Raw genomic sequence first — 23538 nt, 5'->3', positions numbered from 1 at the left:
TGATGCGCATACTCGTTGCGAACGTCAACACCACCCAGTCCATGACGGATTCCATCGCCGCTTCGGCACGCAGCATCGCCGCGCCGGGCACGGAGATCGTGGGAATCACACCCCGGTTCGGGGCCGACTCCTGCGAAGGGAACTTCGAAAGCTACCTGGCCGCCATTGCCGTGATGGACGCCGTCACCTCCTACCCGGAGCCGTTCGACGCCGTTGTGCAGGCCGGCTACGGCGAGCACGGACGGGAAGGGCTGCAGGAGCTCCTGGATGTCCCGGTGGTGGACATCACCGAGGCCGCCGCCAGCACCGCCATGTTCCTGGGGCACAAGTACTCGGTGGTCACCACGCTGGACCGCACCGTTCCGCTCATCGAGGACCGGCTCAAGCTCGCCGGACTCGACGCGCGCTGCGCCTCCGTCCGGGCCAGCGGCATGGCCGTCCTTGAACTTGAGGAGGAACCGGAGCGCGCCGTCGAAGCCATCATCAACCAGGCGATGCTGGCCGTCAGCCAGGACAAGGCCGAGGTGATTGTGCTCGGTTGCGGCGGAATGGCAGGACTGGACGAGCAGATCAGGCTGCGGTCCGGAGTGCCCGTGGTGGACGGCGTGGCCTCCGCCGTGGCCATCGCTGAATCCCTGGTCCGCATGCGACTGTCCACCTCCAAGGTGCGGACCTACGCTGCGCCGCGGCCCAAGACCGTCATAGGCTGGCCGCTGAACAGCACTGGCGTGCCCGCCGCCCTTTAGCAGCAGATCCCGAGGAGAACAGCGTGAACACTACCCCTTCCGCCGCGCGGGTTGCCGTCGTTACCGGAGCAGGTTCCGGCATCGGGCGGGAGGTGGCCCGGCAGATGCTGGCCGCCGGATACCGGGTAGCGCTGGCGGGCCGCCGGGAAGCGCAGTTGAAAGAGACGGCGGACGATCACCCCGAAGCGCTGGTGGTGCCGTGCGACGTCACCCGGCAGGACGACGTCGAGCATCTTTTCGACGCCGTCCGCCGGCGGTGGGGCCGGGTGGACCTGCTGTTCAACAACGCCGGCGTGTTCGGCCCGGCAGCCAGCGTGGATGAGATTTCGCTGGAGGACTGGAACGCCACCCTCGCGGTCAACCTGACGGGTTCCATGCTGTGCGCCGCGGCCGCGGTCCGGGCCATGAAGGCGCAGGACCCGAAGGGCGGGCGGATCATCAACAACGGCTCCATCTCCGCGCACTCGCCCCGGCCCCGGACGGTGGCCTACGCCGTCACCAAGCACGCCATGTCCGGCCTGACCAAAAGCATTGAGCTGGACGGGCGGGGCTATGGGATCACGTGCGGGCAGATCGATATCGGCAATACGGCCACGGACATCATGGACACCATCGGCGTGGGCGCGGGGGCGCTGCAGGCGGACGGCAGCCGCAGGGTGGAGCCGACCTTCCCGGTTGCGGACGCCGCCCGTGCGGTCCTGATGATGGCAGGCATGCCGCCGTCGGCCAGCGTCGGATCTGTGGTCATCACCGCCGCGGGGATGCCGTTCATCGGCCGCGGCTGACCCCCGGGCTGACCCAAAAACTCTGGTACTAGAGGGGGAGCAGCGCGGAGAGGTCCGCGCGGAGGCCGGAGGCGGCCACCTTGTGCGCGGCCACCGCGTCCGCCCAGCCCAACTGGCCGGTCACCATCGCAAGCCAGGTGGCGGCGTCGCACTCAATCACATTGGGAGGCGTGCCGCGCGTGTGCCGCGGGCCTTCCACGCACTGGGTGACGCCGAACGGCGGCACCCGCACCTCCACCGAATTTCCCGGCGCCCGCGCAGTGACTTCCTCGAGCGTATAGCGCACCGCCGTTGCAAGGATGGTCCGCGGGACAGGAACGTCCGACGACGGTCCGGCGGCTTTGCGCCATGCCTCCACCGCTGCGGCGCCTTCCTTCGGGTCGATCCGGCGACGGGCTACAGCCATGTTTCGGGCCCCTTTCGTGGGGATGCAGCGGCAAAGGCAACCAGAGTACCGCGGATGCCTAACAGGGAGGAATCGGGGGAGTACGATCGGTAGCACCCGCCACAGAGGGAAAGGAACGGCCCGTGCAGCTCGGCGCTTTCTCAGTAAGCCTCAACGTCAAGGACATCGCCGCTTCAACGGCTTTCTACGAAAAACTTGGGTTCACGCGTTTTGCCGGTGACATCGGGCAGAACTGGCTGATCCTGAAAAATGGCCAGGCGGTGGTGGGACTTTTCCAGGGGATGTTGGAGAGGAACGCGCTGACCTTCAACCCTGGCTGGGACCAGGACGCCCAGCCGCTGGAGTCCTTTACGGATATCCGTGACCTTCAGCGGGAACTGCGGGGCCAGGGAGTCACTTTCGCCAGCGAAGCGGAGGAAGGAACAGCAGGGCCGGCGAGCTTCATTATTGTTGACCCGGACGGCAACCCGATTATCGTGGACCAGCACGTGTGAGGCGTCCAGCCGTGCCTGCCCTGTCCAAGAGCGCCCAGTCACAAGCACCTAGTCCAGAAGCGCGGAGACCGCCGGGCCGAGCCGGATCTTGCCGACCGGCCTGCCGCCGCCCAGCACCGGATCAACCACTCTTTCCAGGACGCTGGCAACACCGGGGATCTCCACCGCGCCGGCCGCGGCCAGGAGGGTCAGGGCCACCAGCGACGTGGCACGCACGTTCCCGTCCAGGATTTTGACTGCCACCGAGACACCCTGGGCCGTAGCCATGGCCAGGACGCCTTCCGCGCCAATTTTGGCAATAACCCCCAGCTCATCCATGACCAGCGTGTTGGCCTCGCCGATGCCCTGGACGGCCCAGGGGTAGTCCAGCATCGACGTGGCGATGGTGGCGGCGCGGGCGCTAAAGCTCTGGTCGCCCGGTGCTTTTGCCAGCTGCGAGTACCCCCGGGCAAGCCCCTTGAGGGACACCGCTGCCACGGGTGCACCGCAGCCGTCGATGCCCAGGTGGGCAATTTTCTCGCCCGTGTATTCCTCCACCACAGTGCGGACCCGCTGCTGGAGCGGATGGTTGGGCTCCAGGTAGCTGTGCGTGTCCCACCCGTTTTCCGTGCAGGCCCACAGGAACGCGGCGTGCTTGCCGGAGCAGTTGAAGGCCAGGCGCGACTTCCCCTTTTCGGAGCGCACCAGCCAGTTCCGGGCCGTCTCATCCTGCGGCCATGCCTCCGGGCACTGCAGCTGGTCCTCACGGACTCCGGCGGCCTTGAGCATCCCCGCCACCACGTCCATATGGTCCAGGGACCCGGTGTGGCTTCCACAGGCAACAGCCACCTGGGCGCCCCGCAGCGGGACGCCGGACTGCATGGACGCCAAAGCCTGGAACGGCTTGAGCGTGGACCTGGCCAGGATGGGCGTGTTGATGTCGCCCAGCTCAGTGACCACGGATCCGTCCGCTGCCAGGAGGACGGCAGACCCGATGTGCCGGGATTCCACAAAACCGCTGCGTTCGACGACGGCCAGTTCCACGGCGGAGTCCACGGTAAAGGTGGCATGGGGGTTGTGGGGCATGGTGCCAGTCTATGGGTCGCCCCTCCGAATGCCGCGCTATTCCACGGTGACCATCACGGACTGCCACCCGGACGCGCCATCGGGAACAGGGTCGGCGCGCTGGTCTGTCTGCACCTCGCCGGAGCCGTCGGTGGCCCGGACCTTGATGTAGTGCGGCCCGGGAGCGGCGTCCCACTGGTAGGACCATTGCCGCCAGGTGACCAGCGACGCCTCCGTGGAAAGCTCGGCTTCCATCCACTCGCCGTCGTCCACCTGGATTTCCACTTTGCTGATGCCCCGTGTCTGTGCCCAGGCGGTGCCCCCCACGGCAACCTTGCCGGCAGGCACCTTGGCGAAGGACTTGGGAACGTCCACCCGGGCCATGGTCTTGATGGGGCCGCGTTCGGACCAGCCCCGCTCCGTCCAGTACGCCTTGCTGTCGGCGAACCGGGTGACTTCCAGGTCCACCACCCACTTGGTGGCGGAGACAAAACCGTACAGGCCGGGGACCACCATCCGCACCGGGTAGCCGTGCTCCAGCGGGAGCGGCTCGCCGTTCATGCCGATGGCCAGCATTGCGTCCCGGTCGTCCTGCAGCACCTCCAGGGGCGTTGAGGCGCTGAAACCGTCGATGGACGTGGAGAGCACCATGTCTGCTCCATCCTTGGGCCGGGCCCGCTTGAGCACCTCGCGGAGGGGGAACCCCAGCCATTTGGCGTTGCCGGCAAGGTTGCCGCCCACGGGGTTGGACACACAGGTGAGCGTCACATGGGATTCGATCAGGTCGGCGTCGAGCAGGTCCTGGAACGTGAGGTGGATTTCCTCCTCAACCATGCCGTGGACCCGGAGTTCCCAGTCCGCCACGTCAATTTCCGGCACGCTAAGCGCGGTGTCGATGCGGTAGAACTCGCCGTTTGGCGTCACCCAGGGCGCCACCCCGGGCACCGGAGACTGGACGCCGGCGGGAACGGCCGGCGCTGCCTTGGCGGGTGCGGGCAGTTGCAGGGAATCCCGCGCCTGGAGGATGTTGCTGCGGGCGGCGCCCAGCAGCCGGCCTCCTGTTGCGGCCAGGCCGGCAGCGGCAGCGGTGATTCCGGCCGCCGCGAAAAAGCGGCGGCGGCTGGTTGCGGCGCGGGACGCTTGCCCCGGCCCGGCCACCACGTCCGGGAAATCAGCGACGGCGCTGCCGGCCGGCGCTTCCGGCCACGCCTTGGTTGCCGGCAGCTTTTTGACCAGGAACCGCAGCACCAGAAGGCCGGCCAGGGTTCCGGCCACTGACGGCAGCGCTTCAAAGGGCCCGACGCCGGCGCGGGTCACCACGCTGGCCACGATGACGGCACCCATGAACAGGACGCCAACGACGCCCAGCGCCCATCTGCGGTAGGCCACCACGCCCAGCACGCACGCCAGCAGGGTGATGGTGACGCCCATGCCCGCGAAGAGGGCAACCTTGTCATTGGTGCCGAACGTGGCGATGGCGAAGTCCTTCAGCCATGACGGGGTGAAGTCGATGAAAGTTGATCCCAGGGCTATCAGCGGCGTGGCGCGGGCGGTGAAGAATGCCCCGAGCAGTTCGGCCACGGCAAGGACGACGGCGGCCGCCACCACGCCTGCCAGCGCCGCCATTGCAGTGGGTCCCCGGAACCAGTTCTTCAGCTTCTCCATGACGGGTATTCGGAGCGGACAGGGTCCGGGATTGTCGCCCGGACGCCGATGCGGTATTGGCGGTGACACAGCTTAGGAGCACGCAGGGTGCACAAAGTACCCTTGGAGACTGTGAAGGTACTCGTCATTGGCCCCGGAGGCCGCGAACACGCCATTGTCCGCTCCCTGCTCGCCGACCCCAACGTGTCCGAGGTCCATGCAGCACCCGGCAACGCCGGCATCAGCAAGCTGGTCCCCACCCACAAAATCGACGGCAACGATCCCGACGCCGTCGCCGCCCTGGCCACTCGGCTGACGGTGGACCTAGTGGTGGTTGGCCCCGAGGCGCCGCTGGCCGCGGGTGTGTCCGACGCCGTCCGCGAGGCGGGCATCCCCGTGTTCGGACCCAGCAAGGCTGCAGCCCAGCTGGAAGCGTCCAAGGCGTTCGCCAAGGAAATCATGGCGGAAGCGGGAGTGCCCACGGCCATGGCCATGGTGGCCACGAACGCTGGGGAAGCCGAATCGGCCCTGGACACTTTCGGTGCACCCTACGTGGTGAAGGATGACGGCCTCGCCGCAGGCAAGGGCGTGGTGGTCACCAAGGACCGCGGGGAGGCCCTCGCCCACGCGCAGTCCTGTTTCGATGCCGGCGGCTCGGTGGTGATCGAGGAGTTCCTGGATGGTCCCGAGGTTTCGCTGTTCGTCCTGTGCGACGGCCACAACACCGTGGCGCTTTCACCCGCCCAGGACTTCAAGCGGATCTTCGACAACGACGAAGGCCCCAACACCGGCGGCATGGGTGCCTACACTCCGCTCGAGTGGGCACCGGAAGGCCTTGTCCAGGAAGTCATTGAGCGCGTGGCCCAGCCCACCGTCAACGAGATGGCCCGCCGCGGCACCCCGTTCGTCGGCGTGTTGTTCGTGGGGCTGGCCCTCACCTCGCGCGGCACCCGCGTCATCGAGTTCAATGTCCGCTTCGGCGATCCGGAAACACAGGCCGTGCTGGCACGGTTGAAGACCCCGCTCGGTGCCCTGCTGCTGGCAGCCGCCAAGGGCGAACTGGACAAGGCGGAAGAGCTGCGGTGGGCCAAGGAAACTGCCGTCGCCGTCGTCGTCGCGTCCGAAAACTACCCCGACACCCCCCGCACCGGGGACCGCATCCGCGGGCTCAAAAAGGTGGAGGAGCTCGAAGGCGTCCACGTCATCCACGCCGGCACGGCCTTCGACGAGGACGGCAAAGTGGTGTCCGCAGGAGGGCGCGTGCTCGCCGTCGTCGCCCTCGGCAGCGACCTCGTGGACGCGCGGGAAAAAGCGTACGACGGCGTGGAGCTGGTCCAGCTTGAGGGCTCGCAGTTCCGCACCGACATTGGCGGAAAAGCCGCCCGCGGGGAAATAAAGGTCCCCTCCACTGCCAGCGCATCCCTCCACGGGACCAAGACGAAGGCCTGACATGAGCAACGATCCAGCACCCCGCGGTTTCAACACCAAGACCCTGGACCTTCCCGGATGGACGCACGTCTACTCCGGCAAGGTCAGGGACCTCTACGAGCCGGCTGACGAGGCCGTCCTGCAGCGTATGGGCCAGGACTGCGTGCTGGTGGTGGCCAGCGACCGGATCAGCGCCTATGACCACGTCCTGTCCTCCCTGATTCCGGACAAGGGGCGCATCCTTACCCAGCTCAGCCTGTGGTGGTTCGACCAGCTGGACGTGGACCACCACGTCCTGGGCTCCACGGTGGAAGACGGCGTCCCGGCCGAGGTGGAAGGCCGGGCCATGATCTGCAAGAAGCTGGACATGTTCCCGGTGGAGTGCATCGCCCGCGGCTACCTCACAGGCTCCGGCCTGCAGGAATACAAAGCCTCGGGGACTGTGTGCAGCATTCCGCTGCCGGAGGGCCTGGTTGACGGGTCGCGGCTGGACCGTGCCATCTTCACGCCATCGGCCAAAGCCGAGGTGGGCGAGCACGACGAGAACATCACCTACGACGCCGTGGTGGTGATGGTTGGCGACGATATTGCCGGACGCCTCAGCGAGCTGACGCTCAAGATCTACAACACCGCCGAGAAAATCACCCGTGAGCGGGGCATCATCCTGGCCGATACAAAAGTCGAATTTGGCTATGACCCGGTGACGGGGCTCATCACCCTGGGGGATGAGGTGCTGACGCCGGATTCCTCGCGCTTCTGGGATGCCGCCACCTACCAGCCGGGCCAGGCACAGCCGTCCTACGACAAACAGTATGTGCGCGATTGGCTGATGTCTGCCGAATCAGGCTGGGACAGGTCCTCGGATACGCCGCCACCGGCGCTGCCCAACGAGGTTGTTGACCGTACCCGCGGCCGCTACGTCGAGGCCTACGAGAAACTGACGGGGAAAACCTTCGCCTGACGGAGCCCCAGCTGCTCCCGGCGGATGGTGCTTTGCTAGCTGGCTTTGGCAGCGGCCGCGGCGCGCTGCTGGGCCAGTTTTATTTCCAGGACCGCGTCCATCGCCTGCTGGACGCGGTCAGCCGCTCCTGCCGCACTGAAGGCTTTCTGGGCTTCCTCGAGGTGCACCAGGGCTTCCTCGGATTCACCCGCGGCCTTGAGGGACTTGCCCAGCAGCAGCGAGACTTCACCGGCGGTGTGCTTTGCCAGGCTGGCGCGTTCCGCATGGATTTCGCGGAGCTTCTCGACGGCGGCAACGATGTCACCGGTCAGGTACAGCCAGCGGGCGCGGATGAAGGCGACCTCCAGCTGGTCGGACTTGTTGCCACCCACGATGGACAGGGCCAGTTCGGCCCGTTCGATCGATGACAGCGTCTCCGGCTCAACGATCCCGGAGGACAGGCGAACGGCAGCCGAGGCTTTGTTGAACCGGGCCCACAGTTCGATGTCGTTGGCGGGGGAGAGCAGCCGGGCAGCCCGTTCGTGGTGCTTGATGCCCTCCTGGTAGTCGTGCCGCATGAAGGCCACGTTGCCGATCACCCACGCCACTTCGCCGGCGAGCTGGGACATGGAGTGCTCATCCACGTGGTCGATCATCGCCTGGCAGTATTTCCAGGCTTCGTCGAGCCGGCCGCTTTCGGCAAGTGCGCCGATCAGTGCCCGGTGCGCCCCGATGATGAGCGTGGAACCCTTCGGCAGCTGGGAACACAGCCGCACGGCCTCCATGGCGTGGTCCACCGCCGCGCTCAGCTGGCCCTGGCCCTGGGAGATGCCGGCGAGCATCTGGCGGGCCCGTACAGCGAGGCCGGCCGATTCCGTGGCCATGGGGTGCTCCAGCAGGTGCTGCATGATGCGCTGGCATTCCTGCCAGTTGCCCTGCTTGATGAGGCACTCGGCCTGCATGTACGTCATGTTCCACCAGGCGCTCGTGTTCCTGCCTTCGAGGGCTATCTTGGCAGCTGTGGCGGCGTGGCTTGCCGCGAGCTGATAGTCCCTCAGGTCCCACGCCTGCCTTGCGTACAATCCGGCGAGGACGTATTCGGCGTCGCTCACCGAGATGGGCTGGCTCCAGGCTTCCAGCGCCTTGGGTGCCAGTTCCAGCCTGCGTGCAAGTTCCTCGATCACCTCCGCCGTAGGTTCCCTGCGGCCGGTCTCAAGTAGTGAAATATAGCTGGGGGAATACAGGTCCTTTCCCAGTTCCGCCTGTGTCAGCCCCCGTTCGAGACGCTCCGCACGGAGCTTCTCCCCGAATCCGTTGCCCACGGGATTTCCTCCTTTTCCGGACGGTCTTCGTACAAAATGCTTGACAGTCCCTGTGGAAAACATTTTACAATGTATGTCAACAAGGACAGTGCTGGCTTTGTAACGAATCCGACTCGTATTGAGGAACCTATTTATGTTGAAGAAGATCGCAACCGCAGCCGTACTGGCAGGGGCACTTGCTTTTTCTGCTGCGGCTCCAGCTGTCCTGTCTGCCGGTTCCCTCGGGGACTCTGCCGGAACGTCGGTAGCCGTAGGAAACTGGCCGGACCCGATGTCCAAGAAGACCAAGGACAAGAGCACGGATACCTCGTACACCACGTACGTAGGCAACTGGCCCGACCCGATGTAATAGCTTCCTCACACATGGAGGCGAGGATGGCCCCGGAGCGCAAGCTTCGGGGCCATTCCTTTTAAGAAGGAAGAGGGCCTCCGCATGGAGACCCTCTTCCTTTTTGGTCGGGATGACAGGATTTGAACCTGCGACCTCTTCGTCCCGAACGAAGCGCGCTACCAAGCTGCGCTACATCCCGATCCGCTGCAAAAGCAACTTTACAAGGATAGCCGATGCCGGGTCCCGATGCGAAATCAGACCAGCGAATCCTTCCAGGCGCCGTGGAGGTCCGCAAAGCGGCCGCCCCCGCCAATGAGTTCAGCCGGGCTTCCGTCCTCCACGATCCGGCCGTCGTGCACCACCAGCACCCTGTCAGCGGTCTCCACCGTGGACAGGCGGTGGGCGATGATGAGGGCCGTCCTGCGGGCCGCTTCCGTGCCCGCCAGGAGCCGCGCAAGGCCCTGCTGCACCAGCCTCTCGGAGGGGATGTCCAGGGAGGACGTCGCCTCGTCCAGGATCAGTACGGCAGGTCGGGCCAGGAACGCCCGGGCAAAACTGATGAGCTGCCGCTGCCCGGACGAGACACGGCCGCCGCGCTTGTTGACGTCGGTGTCGTAGCCTTCGGGCAGTTCCATGATGAAGTCGTGGGCGCCTACGGCTTTGGCCGCTTCCTCGATCTCCGCCCGGGAAGCCTCCGGGCGGCCCAGGGCGATGTTGTCTGCCACCGAGCCGCTGAACAGGAAGGCCTCCTGGGTGACCATCACGATGTTCCGGCGGAGATCCGTGGTGCCCAGGTTGCGGACGTCGACCCCGTCGAGCGTGAGCGATCCGGCGGAGACGTCGTAGAAGCGTGCTATCAGCTTCGCCAGCGTGGACTTGCCGGCACCCGTCTGGCCCACCAGGGCAACAGTCTGGCCTGCGGGAATGTGCAGGTCCAGGGTGGGAACGATCAGCGGTCCGTCGCCGTAGCGGAACTCCACGCCGTTGAAGTCGATGGATCCTCTGGCCTGCTTCAGGGCGACCGGGTTCTTGGGCGGGCGGACCGTCGGCACCTCCTCCAGGAGCCCCGAGACCTTCTCGAGCGCCGCCTGCGCGCTCTGGAAGGAGTTGTAGAACATGGCCATCTGGTCCACCGGCTGGAAGAACCGCTTGGTGGAAAGGATGAGTGCCAGCAACACCCCGACCTCCAGGTCGCCGCCGAGGACGCGGAAGCCGCCGAAGAGCAGGACCACAGCCACACAGACGTTGCCGATCAGGACCAGCCCCGGCTGGAAGATGCCGTTGAGGTTGATGGAGCGTACGGTGACCCGCCGGTAGTCCTCGGCCAACTGGCCGTACCGGCCGGAGTTTTCCTGCTCCTTGCGGAACGCCTTGACGGCGCGGATGCCGGTCATGGTTTCCACGAAGTGCACAATGAGCCGGGCGGACACCACCCGGGATTCGCGGAAGGCGATCTGGGAGTGCTTCTGGTACCAGCGGGCCAGGAAGAACATGGGCACGCCGGCGGCCAGCACCAGCAGCCCGCTCCGCCAGTCCAGGGCAAACACGGTGATGGCAGTGAAGACCATGAACAGCATGCCTGACGCCAGCGAGCTGACACCGGAGTCCAGGAGTTCGCGAAGGGCTTCCAGGTCCGACGTCTGCCGGGCGATGATCCGTCCGGACGTGTACTTTTCGTGGAACTCGAGGCTCAGCCCCTGGGTCTGGCGGAAGACCCGCAGGCGCAGGTCCAGCAGCATGGCCTGGCTGAGCTTCGCGGTGGACGTGACGTACAAAGCCGTGAGCCCCGCCGTCGCAATGGCGGCAAGGAGGTAGGCGGCGCCGGTGAACACCAGGGGCGCGTTGTCTCCGGCCTGCAGGGCGGGCAGGGCGCGGTCGATGCCAAAGGCGATCAGCGCCGGCCCGGCCACCCTTGCAGCCTGGGAGAGGACCACCATGGCGATGGTCAGCCAGAACCGGAGCCGCACCGGCCGGATCAGTGACCGCAGGAGCGCCAGTGACCGCCGTCGGACGGCCCTGCTGTCATCCTTGCTGAGGTGGGCATTGTCTTCATTGGCAGTGCCGAAGGAGGCGGCGCTCATCGGGTGACCTCCGCTTCCTGGATAACTGCTTCTGCCTTGAGGTCCGAGAGTTCCGAGTCCAGGTCCCGGGGTTCCTGGTCCAGGCTCGCAATGACGTAGCGGTAATGGTCGTTGCCCGCCAGGAGTTCCGTGTGGGTTCCGACGGCGGTGATCCGGCCCTCTTCAAGCAGCGCCACCCGGTCCGCGAGGGCCACGGTGGACGGCCTGTGCGCGACGATCAGGGTGGTGGTGTCCTTCAGGACCGCACGGAGCCGGGTCTCCACCAGTTCCTCCGTATGGACGTCAAGGGCGGAGAGCGGGTCATCCAGCACCAGCACGCGGGGGCGGGCCGCGATGGCACGGGCCAGGGCAATCCGCTGGCGCTGCCCGCCGGACAGGCTCAGGCCTTCCTCGCCGATCAGGGTGTCCAGGCCCTGGGGCAGGGAGTACGCGAAGTGTGCCTGGGCAACATCCAGTGCTTCCTCCAGGACGGCGTCGCTGCGGACCGGGGCGCCGAGCAGCACATTGTCCCGGACGGAGTTGGAGAACAGGGTGGTGTCCTCGAAGGCCACCGCCACGATGCGGCGCAGCTCCTCCACGTCGAAGTCCCGCAGGTCCACGCCGTCGATGCTGATGAATCCGTCGGTGACGTCATACAGCCGGGGCACCAGCTGGATCAGCGCGCTCTTGCCGCTGCCCGTGATTCCCACCAGGGCCATGGTTTCACCGGGCCGGACGTCCAGGCTGACGTTCTTTAGGATGGGTTTGTCCCGGGCATCCTCGTAGGCGAAGGTGGCGTTGTGGAATTCGAGGGCGCCCGCGAGCTGGCGGGGCAGGCGCGGTTCCGGGGGACTGGTGATGGTGTTGGCGGAATCCATGACTTCGTAGTGGCGGTCGACGGCGGTCTTGGCGGTGAGTGCCATGGCCAGCAGCATGCCGGAGAATTCCACGGGTGAGGCAATAACGGCCGCGGTGGCAAAGAAGGCCACCAGCGCGCCGATGCTCAGTTGCCCGCTGGCGCAGAGCATGATGCCCACCACCAGGCCTGCCCCCAGTGCGAGTTCCGGCAAGAGTGTGACCACCATGGTGAACATGGCCTGGTGGCGTGCTTTGTCGATCTCTGTTTGGCGCAGCTCTTCGGCTTGTTCCTCGAAGTTTTCGAGTGCTTCCCGGCTGCGGCCGAAGGCCTTGAGCACACGGATGCCGTGCACCGACTCCTCCACCGTGGTGGCCAGGTCGCCGGCCTGGTCCTGGCTGCGGCGGGCCACCTTGCTGAACCGGGTGCGGAACCGGAAGCTGTAGGCCATGATGGGCACGGCTGCGGCCAGGAAGATCAGGGCGAGCTGCCAGCTCATTGCGAACATCACGGCAATGCCAATGATCACGGTGAGCGTGGTGACCACCAGCATGATGGCGCCAAACGCCATCCAGCGGCGCAGGAAGTTGAGGTCCGTCATGGCCCGGGACAGCAGCTGGCCGGAACCCCAGCGGTCGTGGAAGGAGACCGTGAGCTCCTGCAGGTGGTCATAAAGGGACACCCGCATCCGGGTTTCCACCGTAGTGGCCGGATTGATCACGAACTGGCGGCGGAGTGCCACCAGTCCCGCCTCAGCTATGCCCAGGACCAAAATGATGCCGGCCGAAACCCAGATGGCTTCGCTGGCGCCGCCCGGCTGCAGCGACTCGTTGACCAGCACCCGCAGGACCTGGGGGATCGACAGTGCAACGATGCTGGCCAGCAGCGCGCACACGAGTCCCAGCAGCAGCCGCGGAATGATGGGCCGGACATGGGGGTAGAGACGACTGATTGATCGAAAGAATGAAGATTGCTTGGCCATGCCCGCTTCTCAAGCTCTAAAACGAATGTAGTTTCCCGTAGCAACTACCCTATGCCATGGACGTGAGGCGGTTCACAGGAATTTCGGCGTGATAAAGAGCTTGGCCAGTTATTGCGTTGTGCAATGCAACATGATGCTGCACGCGCAGCGGGATCAGCTGGGTGAGGTCAGGGTCAGCAGGACTGCCTCGGGCTTGCAGGCGATCCTTACCGGAGCGAAGCGGGAGGTGCCGATGCCGCCGGACACGTTGACCGGCGTCGTACGTCCATTGCTCTGCCAGTCGTTGAGCCCCTTTGCCCGCCATGTGGGAAGGTCGCAGTTGGCCACCAGCGCGCCGTAGCCCGGGATGCAGATCTGGCCCCCGTGCGTGTGGCCGGCGAGGAGGAGGTCGGCGCCGTCCTCGGTGAAGTGGTCCAGCACCCGCTGGTAGGGCGCATGGATGACGGCTACTTTGAGGTGGTCGGCGGCGTCCTGGTTCACGGTTCCACGGGGCCAGCCGGCGTATTTTTCGCGCTTCAGGTGGGGATCGTCAACCCCGGAGAAGTCAAAGCGCATGCCGTTCAGCACCAAGGACTGGTGGCGGTTGGTCAGGTCCACCCAGCCGGCCATGCCGAAGCCTGAGCGCAGCCGGGGCCAGTCCAGCATCTTGGGTTTGGGCTTCACCTTGGAGGGCCCCAGCAGGTAGAGGGCAGGATTCTTCGGGCTCGGCGCAAAGTAGTCGTTGGAGCCTGGAACGAATACCCCGGGGAAGTCCATCAGCGGCCGCAGGGCGGCCAGCAGGGGGTCCACGGCTTTGGGATGGCTGAGGTTGTCGCCCGTGTTGGCCACCAGGTCCGGCTTGAGGTCGGCCAGGGACTGGAGCCAGGCCGCCTTCTTCTTCTGTCCGGTAATGAAGTGGATATCGCTCAGGTGGAGAATGCGGAACGGGCCGTGTCCCGGCGGCAGGATGGCCAGGGTTTCCTCGCGGAGGACGAACTGGTCCTTCTCCCACAGGCCATATCCGAAGGCGGCTGCCCCGGCGGCAACGCCGGCCCCTGCAGTGACGGCAAGGCCGCGTCCGATAGTCCGGGCGCGGCCTGCCAGCGTAGTGGTGGACGTCATCGGCGGCTAGCCGTTTCCGTTTCCGTTGCCATTACCGTTGCCGCTGTTGGTCGGCTGCGGAGCAGGCTCGGGGGCGGCAGGTGCTGAAGGCTCAGGGGCGGGCGCCTGGGTGGCCGGAGCCTGGGGTGCCTGGCTTGTGCGCGGCGCCGTGGTGGCGGGTGTGCGTGTGTTGCCGCCGCCGTTGATCATGGAGCTGGGCGGGGCGGGGAACGGCTCGGTGCCGTAGGCGGGCGCGATCCGGGACATGAAGTTCGAGAACATCGGCCCGGCAATCATGTAACCGTCAATGCCCGGGTAGAACTTTCCGTTCACGGTGATGTTCTGGCCGGAACGGTCCTGGGCACCAAGTGCGTCGCCAAACCAGGCGGCCGTGGCAAGGCCGGTGGTGTGGCCGACAACCCAGGTGGAACCGTTGTTGTTCGAGGTTCCGGTCTTGGCGCCGATGGGGAAGCTGGTCCGGGTGGAGATGCGGGGCTGGATCAGGGAGCCGGAGCCGCGGTTCAGGACTTCCTGGAGGGCGTAGTTCACGCCGCGGGCAACCTCGGGCTTGACCGCATCCCGGCAGCTGCTCGACTGGGCCGGCAGGGTGGCCCCGGTCTGGTCCGTAACCGCGGTGATGGCGATGGGCTCGCAGTACTTGCCGTCGTTCGCGAATGTGGCGAAGGCGCTGGCCATGGTCAGCGGCGCCGTCTGGGTGGACCCCAACAGGTTGCCGAGCGTGGACATGTTGATCTTCGGGTTGGGATCGCCGTCAGCCGGGAGCCCGCCATGGAGGCCCGTTGCGTCAACGATTTTCTGGATTCCGCAGAAGTCCAGCTGTGCTGCCGAAGCGAAGGTGACGGTGTTGATGGAGTTGTACAGGCCTTCGAGGACGGACAGCGGCCGGTACCACTGGGGTTCCGCGTTCTGCAGGTCGTCAGCGGCGCCCAGCGACTTTTCCGCAGTGTTGTAGGCACCGGTGACCTGACCGCAGGAGTTGCGCCACTTGAAGTTCAGCGGGTAGCGGCGCTGGGCGGCATTGACCACGGTATTCATGGACTTGCCCTCCTCAAGCCACTGGGCGAACGTGAAAGGCTTCATGGTGGAGCCGGGCTGCGCGCCGCCCAGGCCGTTGAGGTCGTTGCCGTCCTTGTCCAGCTTGTCCACGTTGAAGTTCACCTGCGAGTCGAAGGCACCCTCAGCCGGAAGGAAGGAGGTGTTCTGGGCCATCGAGACGATCTTGCCGGAGTTGGGCTGCACGGACACCATGGCAGCTCCCCACTTGTCCGGGTTGGCGCCGGCCGAGGCATTGACCTGTTCCTGGGCCACAGCCTGGGCGTTCGGGTCCAGCGTGGTGGTGATGGTCAGGCCGCCACCGTAGATGAGGCGAAGGCGTTCCTCGCGGTCCGCACCGTATGCCGGGTTGTTTTCCAGCAGGTGCAGCACGTAGTCGCAGAAGTACGGGGCGGTGGACGCGTAGGCGCAGCTCTGCCGGGCGGGCGTGACATTGGTTTCCACGGGGGTGGCGACGGCGGCGTCATGGTCTGCCTGCGTGATCTTGCCCTGGTTCAGCATCAGGCTCAGCACCAGGTCCCGGCGCTGCTTGGCGTTCTCGGGGTTGGTGATGGGGTCGAATGCGGACGGGCTGTTGACCAGGCCGGCCAGCAGCGCGGCCTGCGGAAGGGTGAGGTCCTTGGCGGTGGTGCTGAAGAAGAACCTGGACGCGGCTTCGATGCCGTAGGCGTCGCGGTTGAAGAACACGATGTTCAGGTAGCCCTCAAGGATCTGCTCCTTGCTGAACTCCTTTTCCAGGGCAATGGCGAGCTTCATCTCGCGGAGCTTGTCGCCCACGCCCTTGTTCACGCCGTTGAGCTTGATGTCCTCGTCCCTGCCCTCGGCGGCGAGGTTGGAGTTGAGGACGTTGTTGACGTACTGCTGGGTGATGGTGGAGGCACCCTGCCTGTTGCCGCGGGCCGTGCTGACCAGTGCACGCAGGATACCGGTGGTGTCCACGCCGCCGTGCTCGTAGAACCGGCTGTCCTCGACGGCGATGACGGCTTCCTTCATGAACGGCGAGATCTGGTCCAGGGCAACCTTGGTGCGGTTCTCCTTGTAGACGCTGGCGATCTCGCTGCCGTCCGCAGCCAAGATCCTGGTGGTCTGGTTGGGCGGATCGACCTTCAGCTCATCGGGGAGGGTGTCGAAGAACTCGATCGAACCGCTGGCTGCGCTGCCTGAAACGGCCGCGGCGGGAACCAGCAGGCCTGCTACCAGGACACCGCAGATCGCACTCACGCCAAGGAAAACGAGGATTTTTCCGAGGGTGGTGGCAGTGTCGAATAATGGGTTCGTACGAGTCGCCATGTTTTCCACTTTACCGGCAAGGACTAGTCTTTCTCTCATGACCAAATGGGAGTACGCCACGATTCCGCTCATTATTCACGCCACAAAGCAGATACTTGACCAGTGGGGAGACGACGGCTGGGAGCTGGTCCAAGTTGTCCCCGGACCTGACGGAAACGGCCTGGTTGCCTACCTCAAGAGGGAGAAGCAGTAGCATGAGCACCTCCGCACAGGCCCAGCCCGGCGCGGCTGACGCCCCGGTTTCGGCTGTTGAAAAGCGGCTCGCGGACCTTGGGCTGACCCTTCCGGAAGTGGCTGCGCCCGTAGCCGCCTACGTTCCGGCAGTGGTTTCCGGCAGCCACGTGTACACGTCCGGCCAGCTGCCTTTTGTCAACGGCAAACTTCCGGCAACAGGCAAGGTATCAGCAGGGACCGAAGGTTACGCCGACGAGCCCACCGTTTCACCCGAGGACGCACAGCGGTTCGCAGCCATTTGCGCCGTCAACGCCCTGGCGGCCGTCAAGAGCGTCATCGGCGATCTTGACCGGATCACCCGCATCGTCAAGGTTGTGGGATTCGTCTCCTCCGATCCTTCCTTCACAGGCCAGCCCGGCGTCATCAACGGAGCCTCGGAGCTGCTGGGACGTGTCCTCGGTGACGCAGGCCAGCACGCACGTTCCGCCGTCGGCGTCTCCGTGCTGCCCCTCGACTCTCCCGTCGAGGTCGAACTGATCGCCGAATTTAGCTAGGACCGGTCGTTTCCCTTGCCTCACCTCGCCCGACGGCTCTTCGCCCTTCCCCAGGACCTTGAAGGGGCGGCCCAGAGCTGGCTCGAACACGGCGAACGGACGCCGCGGGCAGCACGCCTTGCATCCTCGGTGGTGCTGCTGCGGGATTCCCCAACCGGCCTGGAGACCTGGCTGGCCTACCGGCCAGGCTCCTCGCCGCTTGGCGTCCTGGCGTTTCCCGGCGGCTCGCTGGACGCGGCCGACGACGATCCCGTCCCCTGGCTGGGGCCGTCACCACAGCATTGGGCTGAGCAGATGGGCACGGACGACGTCGGGCTGGCGCGCCGCCACCTGCTGGGCGCCATCCGCGAACTCTTCGAGGAAACCGGCCTGCTGCTGGCCGGACCTGACATGGCCGGCACCGTCGAAGCGACGTCAACCCCGGAATGGATGCGCGCCCGCGTTGCCGTTGCCGAGCAGGAAAAGACGTTTCCCGAGATCCTGGCCAAGCGTGGGCTGTCCGTCCGGACGGACCTGCTCAAGTCCCTGGTCAACTGGCGCAGCCCTGATTTCGCCCACCGCCGGTTCGACACCCGCTACTTTGCGGCCACCGTCCCCCTGAACCAGCAGCCCACCCTGCTGGAGGGCAAAGGCGTGTGGGGCCGGTGGGTCAATGCCGCTGATGTCATCGCCGAACGCCACACCACAGCTCTGGGCGACGAAGTGGGCCAGGAGAACACAGTGGGCCGTACCCTGGGGGAACTCCTGGTTCCCGGCTCGGAGATCATGCTTGAAAAGATGGCCGCGGCCAATGGCTGCATCGCCTACCTCAGCTACAAGCGCAAGGCCCATGTGTACCAGCCGGTCCTGGTTGAAGAGGACGGCAAGCTCATGCTTGAGGTAGAGGCCGCCAAGACTACCGCCGACGACCCCCAGCGCGAACGCTAGATCCTCCTGAGCGTTGCGTACGGGCGGCTGGGAAGGGTTCCCGCGGTCCAGTCCTTGGTGGGCGGTTCCAGCGGAACCCGGCCCAGGCCGTCACGGATTACCAGGACCACCGTGCCGGCTGTGGCGGCCAAACCCGCCAGGCCCAGCAGGATCAACAGGACACCCATAGCCACTGACATCGCCATGCACCTCGTGCCTTAATTTTACCGCCGCCCCACCTGTGACGCTCTCTCACTCAACGCAGGTTTTGGCGCGACGCTCTCTCACTTAACACAGCTTTTGGTGTGACGCTCTCTCACTCGGTCTGGCACGGTGAGCGAGGGTTTACAGAAAAGCTGCAGGAGATGAGCGAGGGTTTACGAAAAGGCTGCAGGGAGTGAGAGAGCGTTGGGCCGCGTTAAGGCAGAAAGGCCGCCCCCGTGATCAGTTCACGGGGGCGGCCTTCCTGTTTGGTGGCTAGCGGGAGCGCTGGCGGAGGCGCTGCATGTCCAGGATGACGACGGCGCGGGCTTCCAGCCGCAGCCAGCCGCGCTGGACGAACTCGGCGAGGGCCTTGTTGACGGTTTCGCGGGAGGCGCCAACCAGCTGGGCCAGCTCTTCCTGGGTGAGCTCGTGGGCTACCAGGACGCCGTCCGTTGCAGGGCGGCCGAAGCGGTCCGCGAGGTCCAGGAGTGCCTTGGCTACGCGGCCCGGAACGTCGGAGAAGACGAGGTCGGACAGCGAATCGTTGGTGCGGCGGAGCCGGCGGGCGAGGGCTTGCAGGAGCTGTGCTGAGACCTCGGGGCGGGTGCGGAGCAGCGTGTTGAGGCTTTCGTTCTTGAGGCCCGCCAGCCGGGTTTCCGAGACCGCGGTTGCGGTTGCGGTGCGGGGGCTCGGGTCGAAGAGGGCCATCTCGCCGAAGAGTTCACCCGGGCCCAGGATTGCCAGGAGGGATTCCCGGCCGTCAGGAGACGTCCGGCCGAGCTTCACCTTGCCGGAGACGATGAAGTAGAGCTGGTCACCCTGGTCGCCCTCGCGGAACACCGAAGCGCCGCGGGACAGGTCCACCTCGGTGAGCTCGTCCGTCAGCAGACGGAATGCGTCGTCGTCGAGCGTGGCGAAAAGGGGTGCTCGGCGCAGTACCTCGATGTCCATGAAATCTCCTGAATAAAAGTGTCGGCTGTGGCGCTTGTGCCATTGTTTCAGAATTTTCAAGGTTCTGTGACGAACTTGGCAGGCGAAACGCCCTGATCCGGGGCCGCAGCGCCACCAGCGGAGGTGGCGCGGGACGTCCCGGGGGCGGCTGGGAGGCAGTTGGGGAGGTGCCCCTGGCAGGCCTGCCAGGAGGGGTGGGCTGTCCAGAAAACTGTCAGTGACCACCACTAGAATGGGTGTTCAACTGTTTATAAGGAGCCTTTGTGGTCGGCTTGACTGTCCTGGACCTGATCCTGATCCTGGCGCTGCTGTCCTACCTGGTTTATGGCCTGCGCAACGGTTTCCTGGTGACGGCGGGCGGCATAGCGGGGTTTGCGGCGGGAGCCGTGGCGGCCTTTTTCGCGGTCCCCCTGGTGAGCGGCTTCGTTGAGGACTCCGGATGGAGGCTGACCGCCATCGTGGCGGCCGCCGTCGTGCTGGTGGTCCTGGGGCACGGCCTGGGGACGATGGCCGGCCGGCAAATCCGCGGCGCCGTGCGGATCCGGCCCCTCCGGGCAGTAGACCGCCTGGTGGGCGGAGCCGTGAACGTAGTGGTGTCGGCGCTGGTGATGTCCATGCTGGCCTTCAGCGTCAGCTCCCTGGGTGTGCCGTTCGTATCGCAGCAGCTGGCCGAGTCAAGGGTCATCCGCTTCATCGACGGACTAACGCCCGTCCCCGTCAAAGCCACCATGGCGCAGCTGCGCTCCACCGTGATCGGCAACGGCATCCCCACGCTGCTGGAGGGCCTGGAACAGGGGCCGGCGGTACCGGTGCCGAACGCGAGCACCGACACTCCCTCGCTGAACCGGGCCGCGGAGTCCGTGCTCCGGATCGCCGGGACCGCGTACCAGTGCGGCCAAAACCAGACGGGCACGGGGTTTGTGGTGTCAGAGGACCGGGTGGTCACCAATGCACATGTTGTGGCGGGCGTGTCGCAGCCGGTAGTGGAAATGCCCGACGGCGGAGCGATGCCAGGGCGGGTCGTCTACTTCGACACCAAACACGACCTCGCGGTGCTGGCTGTGGATGGACTGCAGGCAAGCCCGCTGGCGCTGGGCCGGGACCTGCCCGGCGGCAGTCCTGCAGCTTTCGCCGGCTATCCCCACGGCGGCCCCTTCCAGTCCAAGCCCGCCACGGTGCAGGACATCACCACTGTCCTGGTGCCGGACATCTACGGAAACAACGCGTCACCCGAGGAGATCTACCGCCTGGCCGGGGACGTGCAGCCGGGGAATTCGGGAGGGCCGCTGCTGACCATGGACGGCCAGGTGGCAGGAGTGATTTTCGCGAAAGCGACGGCGGATATGGAGATGGGATTCGCCATCACCATGGACGACCTCACTCCGGTGGCATCGCAGGCGGCGTCCCTCTCCGCGCCGGTGTCCTCTGGGCAGTGCATCCAGAAGTAGCGGTTAGAGGACCTCGGCAAGGTAGTCAATGGCCAGCCGGTACCCCGTAACGCCCGCGCCCACAATGACCGCAGAGCAGACGGGGGAGAGGTACGAATGGTGCCGGAATTCTTCGCGCTGGTGCACGTTGGTGATGTGGACCTCGACGGCGGGAAGCTGCACGGCGGCAAGGGCGTCCCGGAGGGCAACCGAGGTGTGGGTGAAGGCGCCCGCATTGATGACGATGCCCGCGGCGTTGTTCCGGGCGGCGTGGATGACATCGAGCAGGACGCCTTCGTGGTTGGACTGGACGCATTCGGCCGTGAAGCCGTGGGCCTCGGCGGCGGCCGCGGCCAGCTGCTCCACGTCGGCCAACGTCGAGGTGCCGTATTTTTCCGGCTCGCGGGTTCCCAACAGGTTCAGGTTTGGCCCGTTGATCACCAGGATGGTGCGGCCGGCGGCGGAGTCTGTGGAGGCGTCAGTCATGGATGACAATCTATCGGCTGGCGCTGGGCGCTGCTCATTCTTACGCCGGCACCCCCCATCGACCGCTCCGTAAATGCCGTTTTGAAGCGTGAAAACGACGTTTACGGAGCAATCTACGGTCACTAGAGGGCAGTGACCTTCAGCAGCAGCGCGTGCTCGGGGTTGAGGTTGGGCATGGGCAGGCCCACCTCGGCGAGGAAGCGTCCGTTGGCCACTGCCCCGTCTGCCAGCCAGGCCGGCGGCTGCACCTGGGTGTAGGTGTGGCCGTAGTCGGCGTCTTCGGGAGTGGGGAAGACCGCCTCCACCCGGTACGTGCGCCCGGCCTCCAGCCCGGGAATGCCGATCCGGCCCGGCTCCTCCGCCGCGGAGGTGCGGGTGCTGACCAGGGCGAACAGGCCCGCCGTCGTGCCAGAAACGGCGGGTGCATCGGTGACGACGCCGTGCAGCAGCAGGGCGTCACCGGCCACGTCCGCGTGGACGCGGCGGCCGCTGTGGAGGAGGCCGCGGTGTTCCTTGAACAGGGCGATGAAGCGCTTGAGCTCCTCCCGGTCCTTGCCCTGGACGCCGCGGATGTCCCACTCCATGCCGAAATGGCCGAACAGCGCGGTGACGGCCCGGAAGGAGAGGTCGTGGGTGCGGGCGGTGGTGTGCGAGGTGGTGGGGCCGATGTGGCTGCCCACCAGCTCCGGCGGGACCACGGCGCCGGTCCAGCGCTGGATGGTCTGGCGCTCCAGCGCATCGTTGCAGTCCGACCCCCAGATCCGGTCCGTGCGTTCCAGGATGCCCAGGTCAACGCGCGCGCCGCCTGAGGAGCAGGATTCAATCTCGACGCCGGGATGGGCCTTGCGGAGCGCGTCGAACAGCCTGTACGCGGCGAGGGTCTGCTCGTGGACGGAGGAGCGTCCGGCGTGGCCGTGCTCCAGCAGGTCCCGGTTCTGGTCCCACTTGAGGTAGCTGATGTTGTTCTCGCTCAGGAGCGCGTCGATGCGGCTGTAGATGTACTTCCACGCCTCGGGGTTGACCAGGTCGATGATGTGCTGGTTCCGCCATTCCAGGGGCAGGCGGCCGCCGTCCTTGTGCTGCACCGCTGACGGGCCAACAATCCAGTCCGGGTGCGCCCTTGCAATATCGGAATCAAGGTTGACCATTTCCGGCTCCACCCAGAGCCCGAACTCCATGCCGCGGGAGGTCACGGCCTCGATCAGCGGTGTCAGCCCCTTCGGCCACAGGGTCTCGTCGACGTACCAGTCGCCGAGGCCGGCGTGGTCGTCCCGGCGGCCGCGGAACCAGCCGTCGTCGAGCACGAAGCGCTCAACGCCAAGGTCGGCAGCGGACTCAGCCAGCTCGATCAGCGTGTCCAGGTTGTGGTCGAAGTACACGGCCTCCCAGGTGTTAAGCACAACGGGGCGCGGTTTTCCGGCGGGCAGGCCGGTGGAGGCGGCCGGGAGGACGTGGTGCGGGCGGGACCGGAACCAGCTGTAGAAGGCCTCGGTGATCCCGTCCAGCCCATGGTCGGAGTAGGCGGCGAACAGTGCCGGGGTGGTGTAGCTGCCGCCGGGTTCGAGGATGACCTCGGCGGGGCCCAGGAGTTCGGAGCCGCCGATCATGGTCCGGCCGTCGCCGATGGTGTCCGCGAACTGTTCGTGGTTGCCGCTCCAGGCCAGGTGGGTGGCCCAGACCTTGCCGTGGCGGTTGCCGAAACCGGTGGTGCCGGCGGCGAACAGAAGGGAGGAGTCGTGTCCGGTGCGCCCGTGCCGGCCGGTCCGGACCCAGGTGCCCTGCTGGATGGCGCGGCGCTGCGGGTGCCGTTCCCGGCACCAGCGGCCGGTGAGGTCAAGGAGTTCGACGGCGTCCGGCGCCACCGGGAGGACGGTCGCCAGTTCGTCGAGCCGGTACGGCGTGGTGCCGTCGTTGGTGACGGTGTGCCGCATCTCCAGCAGCCCGGCGTCGTGAAGGGTGAGGGTTGATTCGACCGTGAGCCCGGCGTCCGGGTCTGACTGGACGATCACTGCCGAGCCGCCGTCGGCACCTGCTGTCACAACGCGGAGGCGGGCCGAGAAATCAAGCCCGGAGACGCCGTCGGCCGTCCGGGAGCCGCGCAGGGCGGCCCGGCCGCGCCAGGAGGACGACGCCTGGGGGAGGAGCGCTGCGGGGACGCGTGCGTCGATGGCGGAGTGCGGGACCGGGGAGGTGAGGATGGCCAGGTCCGGCAGGTCCGCGCCCAGGTCTGCGCCCCAGTGGACCACCTCGGCCTCTCCGCTGTCGAAGCTGATCACCAGGCTGGTCCCGGCGGAACGGAGGTGGAGGGGGTCCATAGGGGAAATCTCTTTCGTCGTTGTGCTGTGCGTCTGGAG

Annotated in this window: 22 protein-coding genes and 1 tRNA gene; 10 read left to right on the top strand and 13 right to left on the bottom strand. The window is 66.2% G+C overall.

Features of this window, described 5'->3' with window-relative positions:
- Positions 1 to 2: 2 nt before the first annotated feature.
- Together HTS88_RS08225 and HTS88_RS08220 are read left to right on the top strand one after the other, a co-directional pair.
- Positions 3 to 746, top strand: coding sequence for an aspartate/glutamate racemase family protein (locus HTS88_RS08225; RefSeq protein ID WP_174177231.1), 744 nt, complete (start codon positions 3 to 5; stop codon positions 744 to 746).
- A 23-nt stretch (positions 747 to 769) separates the two neighbouring features.
- Complete coding sequence (locus HTS88_RS08220; protein WP_174177229.1) at positions 770 to 1531, top strand: SDR family oxidoreductase; 762 nt, start codon at positions 770 to 772, stop codon at positions 1529 to 1531.
- Between the two features lie 28 nt (positions 1532 to 1559).
- Here the strand turns inward: HTS88_RS08220 and HTS88_RS08215 are convergent, their stop codons facing one another.
- Positions 1560 to 1937, bottom strand: a complete 378-nt coding sequence (locus HTS88_RS08215) for a sterol carrier family protein (RefSeq protein WP_174177227.1) — start codon at positions 1935 to 1937, stop codon at positions 1560 to 1562.
- Between the two features lie 122 nt (positions 1938 to 2059).
- Between HTS88_RS08215 and HTS88_RS08210 the strand changes: the two genes are divergently transcribed.
- Positions 2060 to 2431, top strand: coding sequence for a VOC family protein (locus HTS88_RS08210; RefSeq protein ID WP_174177225.1), 372 nt, complete (start codon positions 2060 to 2062; stop codon positions 2429 to 2431).
- Positions 2432 to 2479: 48 nt separating this feature from the next.
- Here HTS88_RS08210 and HTS88_RS08205 read toward each other — a convergent pair whose 3' ends face one another.
- Together HTS88_RS08205 and HTS88_RS08200 are read right to left on the bottom strand one after the other, a co-directional pair.
- Positions 2480 to 3496 (bottom strand): asparaginase, encoded by a 1017-nt coding sequence (locus HTS88_RS08205; protein ID WP_174177223.1) that lies wholly within the window; start codon positions 3494 to 3496, stop codon positions 2480 to 2482.
- A 36-nt stretch (positions 3497 to 3532) separates the two neighbouring features.
- Entirely contained in the window at positions 3533 to 5140 is a 1608-nt protein-coding gene (locus HTS88_RS08200) for a molybdopterin-dependent oxidoreductase (RefSeq protein ID WP_174177221.1), read from the bottom strand.
- Positions 5141 to 5251: 111 nt separating this feature from the next.
- On the opposite strand from HTS88_RS08200, the gene purD reads away from it, so the two are divergent.
- A complete protein-coding gene (purD, locus tag HTS88_RS08195; protein ID WP_174177219.1) occupies positions 5252 to 6568 on the top strand; it encodes a phosphoribosylamine--glycine ligase in 1317 nt (438 codons plus the stop codon).
- Position 6569: 1 nt separating this feature from the next.
- Positions 6570 to 7508, top strand: a complete 939-nt coding sequence (locus HTS88_RS08190; protein ID WP_174177217.1) for a phosphoribosylaminoimidazolesuccinocarboxamide synthase — start codon at positions 6570 to 6572, stop codon at positions 7506 to 7508.
- A 35-nt stretch (positions 7509 to 7543) separates the two neighbouring features.
- Here HTS88_RS08190 and HTS88_RS08185 read toward each other — a convergent pair whose 3' ends face one another.
- A complete protein-coding gene (locus tag HTS88_RS08185) occupies positions 7544 to 8809 on the bottom strand; it encodes a helix-turn-helix domain-containing protein (RefSeq protein ID WP_174177215.1) in 1266 nt (421 codons plus the stop codon).
- Between the two features lie 133 nt (positions 8810 to 8942).
- Between HTS88_RS08185 and HTS88_RS08180 the strand changes: the two genes are divergently transcribed.
- Positions 8943 to 9158, top strand: coding sequence for a hypothetical protein (locus HTS88_RS08180; RefSeq protein ID WP_174177214.1), 216 nt, complete (start codon positions 8943 to 8945; stop codon positions 9156 to 9158).
- 104 nt (positions 9159 to 9262) lie between these two features.
- On the opposite strand, the gene HTS88_RS08175 is transcribed toward HTS88_RS08180, so the two are convergent.
- The 5 genes from HTS88_RS08175 to HTS88_RS08155 all read right to left on the bottom strand — a co-directional run bounded on the left by HTS88_RS08175 (position 9263) and on the right by HTS88_RS08155 (position 16482).
- Positions 9263 to 9339, bottom strand: a tRNA-Pro gene (locus tag HTS88_RS08175).
- A 55-nt stretch (positions 9340 to 9394) separates the two neighbouring features.
- On the bottom strand, positions 9395 to 11221 hold the full coding sequence (locus HTS88_RS08170; protein WP_174177212.1) for an ABC transporter ATP-binding protein: 1827 nt from the start codon (positions 11219 to 11221) through the stop codon (positions 9395 to 9397).
- The gene (locus tag HTS88_RS08165) at positions 11218 to 13038 is read right to left on the bottom strand and encodes an ABC transporter ATP-binding protein (protein WP_174177210.1); all 1821 of its coding nucleotides are present in this window, start codon (positions 13036 to 13038) and stop codon (positions 11218 to 11220) included. The genes HTS88_RS08170 and HTS88_RS08165 overlap by 4 nt, the downstream gene beginning before the upstream one ends.
- 153 nt (positions 13039 to 13191) lie before the next feature.
- A complete protein-coding gene (locus HTS88_RS08160) occupies positions 13192 to 14139 on the bottom strand; it encodes a metallophosphoesterase (RefSeq protein WP_174177208.1) in 948 nt (315 codons plus the stop codon).
- A gap of 6 nt (positions 14140 to 14145) precedes the next feature.
- On the bottom strand, positions 14146 to 16482 hold the full coding sequence (locus tag HTS88_RS08155) for a transglycosylase domain-containing protein (protein WP_174177206.1): 2337 nt from the start codon (positions 16480 to 16482) through the stop codon (positions 14146 to 14148).
- A gap of 37 nt (positions 16483 to 16519) precedes the next feature.
- Here HTS88_RS08155 and sp36 point away from each other — a divergent pair, with 37 nt between their 5' ends.
- Genes sp36 through HTS88_RS08140 form a run of 3 tightly spaced genes read left to right on the top strand, consistent with a single transcriptional unit; the run spans position 16520 to position 18137 of the window.
- A complete protein-coding gene (gene sp36 / locus HTS88_RS08150; protein ID WP_003797879.1) occupies positions 16520 to 16675 on the top strand; it encodes a Sp36 family protein in 156 nt (51 codons plus the stop codon).
- A gap of 1 nt (position 16676) precedes the next feature.
- Positions 16677 to 17210, top strand: a complete 534-nt coding sequence (locus HTS88_RS08145) for a RidA family protein (RefSeq protein ID WP_174177204.1) — start codon at positions 16677 to 16679, stop codon at positions 17208 to 17210.
- Positions 17211 to 17225: 15 nt separating this feature from the next.
- Complete coding sequence (locus tag HTS88_RS08140) at positions 17226 to 18137, top strand: NUDIX hydrolase (RefSeq protein ID WP_174177202.1); 912 nt, start codon at positions 17226 to 17228, stop codon at positions 18135 to 18137.
- On the opposite strand, the gene HTS88_RS08135 is transcribed toward HTS88_RS08140, so the two are convergent.
- Positions 18134 to 18322, bottom strand: a complete 189-nt coding sequence (locus HTS88_RS08135; protein ID WP_174177200.1) for a hypothetical protein — start codon at positions 18320 to 18322, stop codon at positions 18134 to 18136. The two genes, HTS88_RS08140 and HTS88_RS08135, sit on opposite strands and share 4 nt — an antisense overlap.
- A gap of 271 nt (positions 18323 to 18593) precedes the next feature.
- Complete coding sequence (locus tag HTS88_RS08130) at positions 18594 to 19271, bottom strand: Crp/Fnr family transcriptional regulator (protein WP_013602309.1); 678 nt, start codon at positions 19269 to 19271, stop codon at positions 18594 to 18596.
- A gap of 263 nt (positions 19272 to 19534) precedes the next feature.
- On the opposite strand from HTS88_RS08130, the gene HTS88_RS08125 reads away from it, so the two are divergent.
- The gene (locus HTS88_RS08125) at positions 19535 to 20719 is read left to right on the top strand and encodes a MarP family serine protease (RefSeq protein ID WP_174177198.1); all 1185 of its coding nucleotides are present in this window, start codon (positions 19535 to 19537) and stop codon (positions 20717 to 20719) included.
- Between the two features lie 3 nt (positions 20720 to 20722).
- Here the strand turns inward: HTS88_RS08125 and aroQ are convergent, their stop codons facing one another.
- Together aroQ and HTS88_RS08115 are read right to left on the bottom strand one after the other, a co-directional pair.
- Positions 20723 to 21184: a type II 3-dehydroquinate dehydratase gene (gene aroQ, locus HTS88_RS08120; protein ID WP_174177190.1), complete on the bottom strand. Its 462-nt coding sequence runs from the start codon at positions 21182 to 21184 to the stop codon at positions 20723 to 20725.
- A gap of 122 nt (positions 21185 to 21306) precedes the next feature.
- Entirely contained in the window at positions 21307 to 23499 is a 2193-nt protein-coding gene (locus tag HTS88_RS08115) for an alpha-galactosidase (protein ID WP_174177188.1), read from the bottom strand.
- Positions 23500 to 23538: the final 39 nt, after the last annotated feature.

This window comes from Pseudarthrobacter oxydans (assembly GCF_013314975.1).
GTDB classification, from domain to species: domain Bacteria; phylum Actinomycetota; class Actinomycetes; order Actinomycetales; family Micrococcaceae; genus Arthrobacter; species Arthrobacter oxydans.
Note: the sequence above shows the minus strand (reverse complement) of the source record. Positions and strands in the feature narration are given on the sequence as shown.

Excerpts from the sequence above, each read along its gene's own strand:
- HTS88_RS08165 (WP_174177210.1), bottom strand. The coding sequence starts at position 13,038 with ATGGCCAAGCAATCTTCATTCTTTCGATCAATCAGTCGTCTCTACCCC.
- HTS88_RS08170 (WP_174177212.1), bottom strand. The coding sequence starts at position 11,221 with ATGAGCGCCGCCTCCTTCGGCACTGCCAATGAAGACAATGCCCACCTC.
- HTS88_RS08180 (WP_174177214.1), top strand. The coding sequence starts at position 8,943 with ATGTTGAAGAAGATCGCAACCGCAGCCGTACTGGCAGGGGCACTTGCT.
- HTS88_RS08190 (WP_174177217.1), top strand. The coding sequence starts at position 6,570 with ATGAGCAACGATCCAGCACCCCGCGGTTTCAACACCAAGACCCTGGAC.
- sp36 (WP_003797879.1), top strand. The coding sequence starts at position 16,520 with ATGACCAAATGGGAGTACGCCACGATTCCGCTCATTATTCACGCCACA.
- HTS88_RS08160 (WP_174177208.1), bottom strand. The coding sequence starts at position 14,139 with ATGACGTCCACCACTACGCTGGCAGGCCGCGCCCGGACTATCGGACGC.
- HTS88_RS08155 (WP_174177206.1), bottom strand. The coding sequence starts at position 16,482 with ATGGCGACTCGTACGAACCCATTATTCGACACTGCCACCACCCTCGGA.
- HTS88_RS08205 (WP_174177223.1), bottom strand. The coding sequence starts at position 3,496 with ATGCCCCACAACCCCCATGCCACCTTTACCGTGGACTCCGCCGTGGAA.
- aroQ (WP_174177190.1), bottom strand. The coding sequence starts at position 21,184 with ATGACTGACGCCTCCACAGACTCCGCCGCCGGCCGCACCATCCTGGTG.
- HTS88_RS08200 (WP_174177221.1), bottom strand. The coding sequence starts at position 5,140 with ATGGAGAAGCTGAAGAACTGGTTCCGGGGACCCACTGCAATGGCGGCG.
- HTS88_RS08130 (WP_013602309.1), bottom strand. The coding sequence starts at position 19,271 with ATGGACATCGAGGTACTGCGCCGAGCACCCCTTTTCGCCACGCTCGAC.
- HTS88_RS08135 (WP_174177200.1), bottom strand. The coding sequence starts at position 18,322 with ATGGCGATGTCAGTGGCTATGGGTGTCCTGTTGATCCTGCTGGGCCTG.
- HTS88_RS08215 (WP_174177227.1), bottom strand. The coding sequence starts at position 1,937 with ATGGCTGTAGCCCGTCGCCGGATCGACCCGAAGGAAGGCGCCGCAGCG.
- HTS88_RS08145 (WP_174177204.1), top strand. The coding sequence starts at position 16,677 with ATGAGCACCTCCGCACAGGCCCAGCCCGGCGCGGCTGACGCCCCGGTT.
- HTS88_RS08225 (WP_174177231.1), top strand. The coding sequence starts at position 3 with ATGCGCATACTCGTTGCGAACGTCAACACCACCCAGTCCATGACGGAT.
- HTS88_RS08115 (WP_174177188.1), bottom strand. The coding sequence starts at position 23,499 with ATGGACCCCCTCCACCTCCGTTCCGCCGGGACCAGCCTGGTGATCAGC.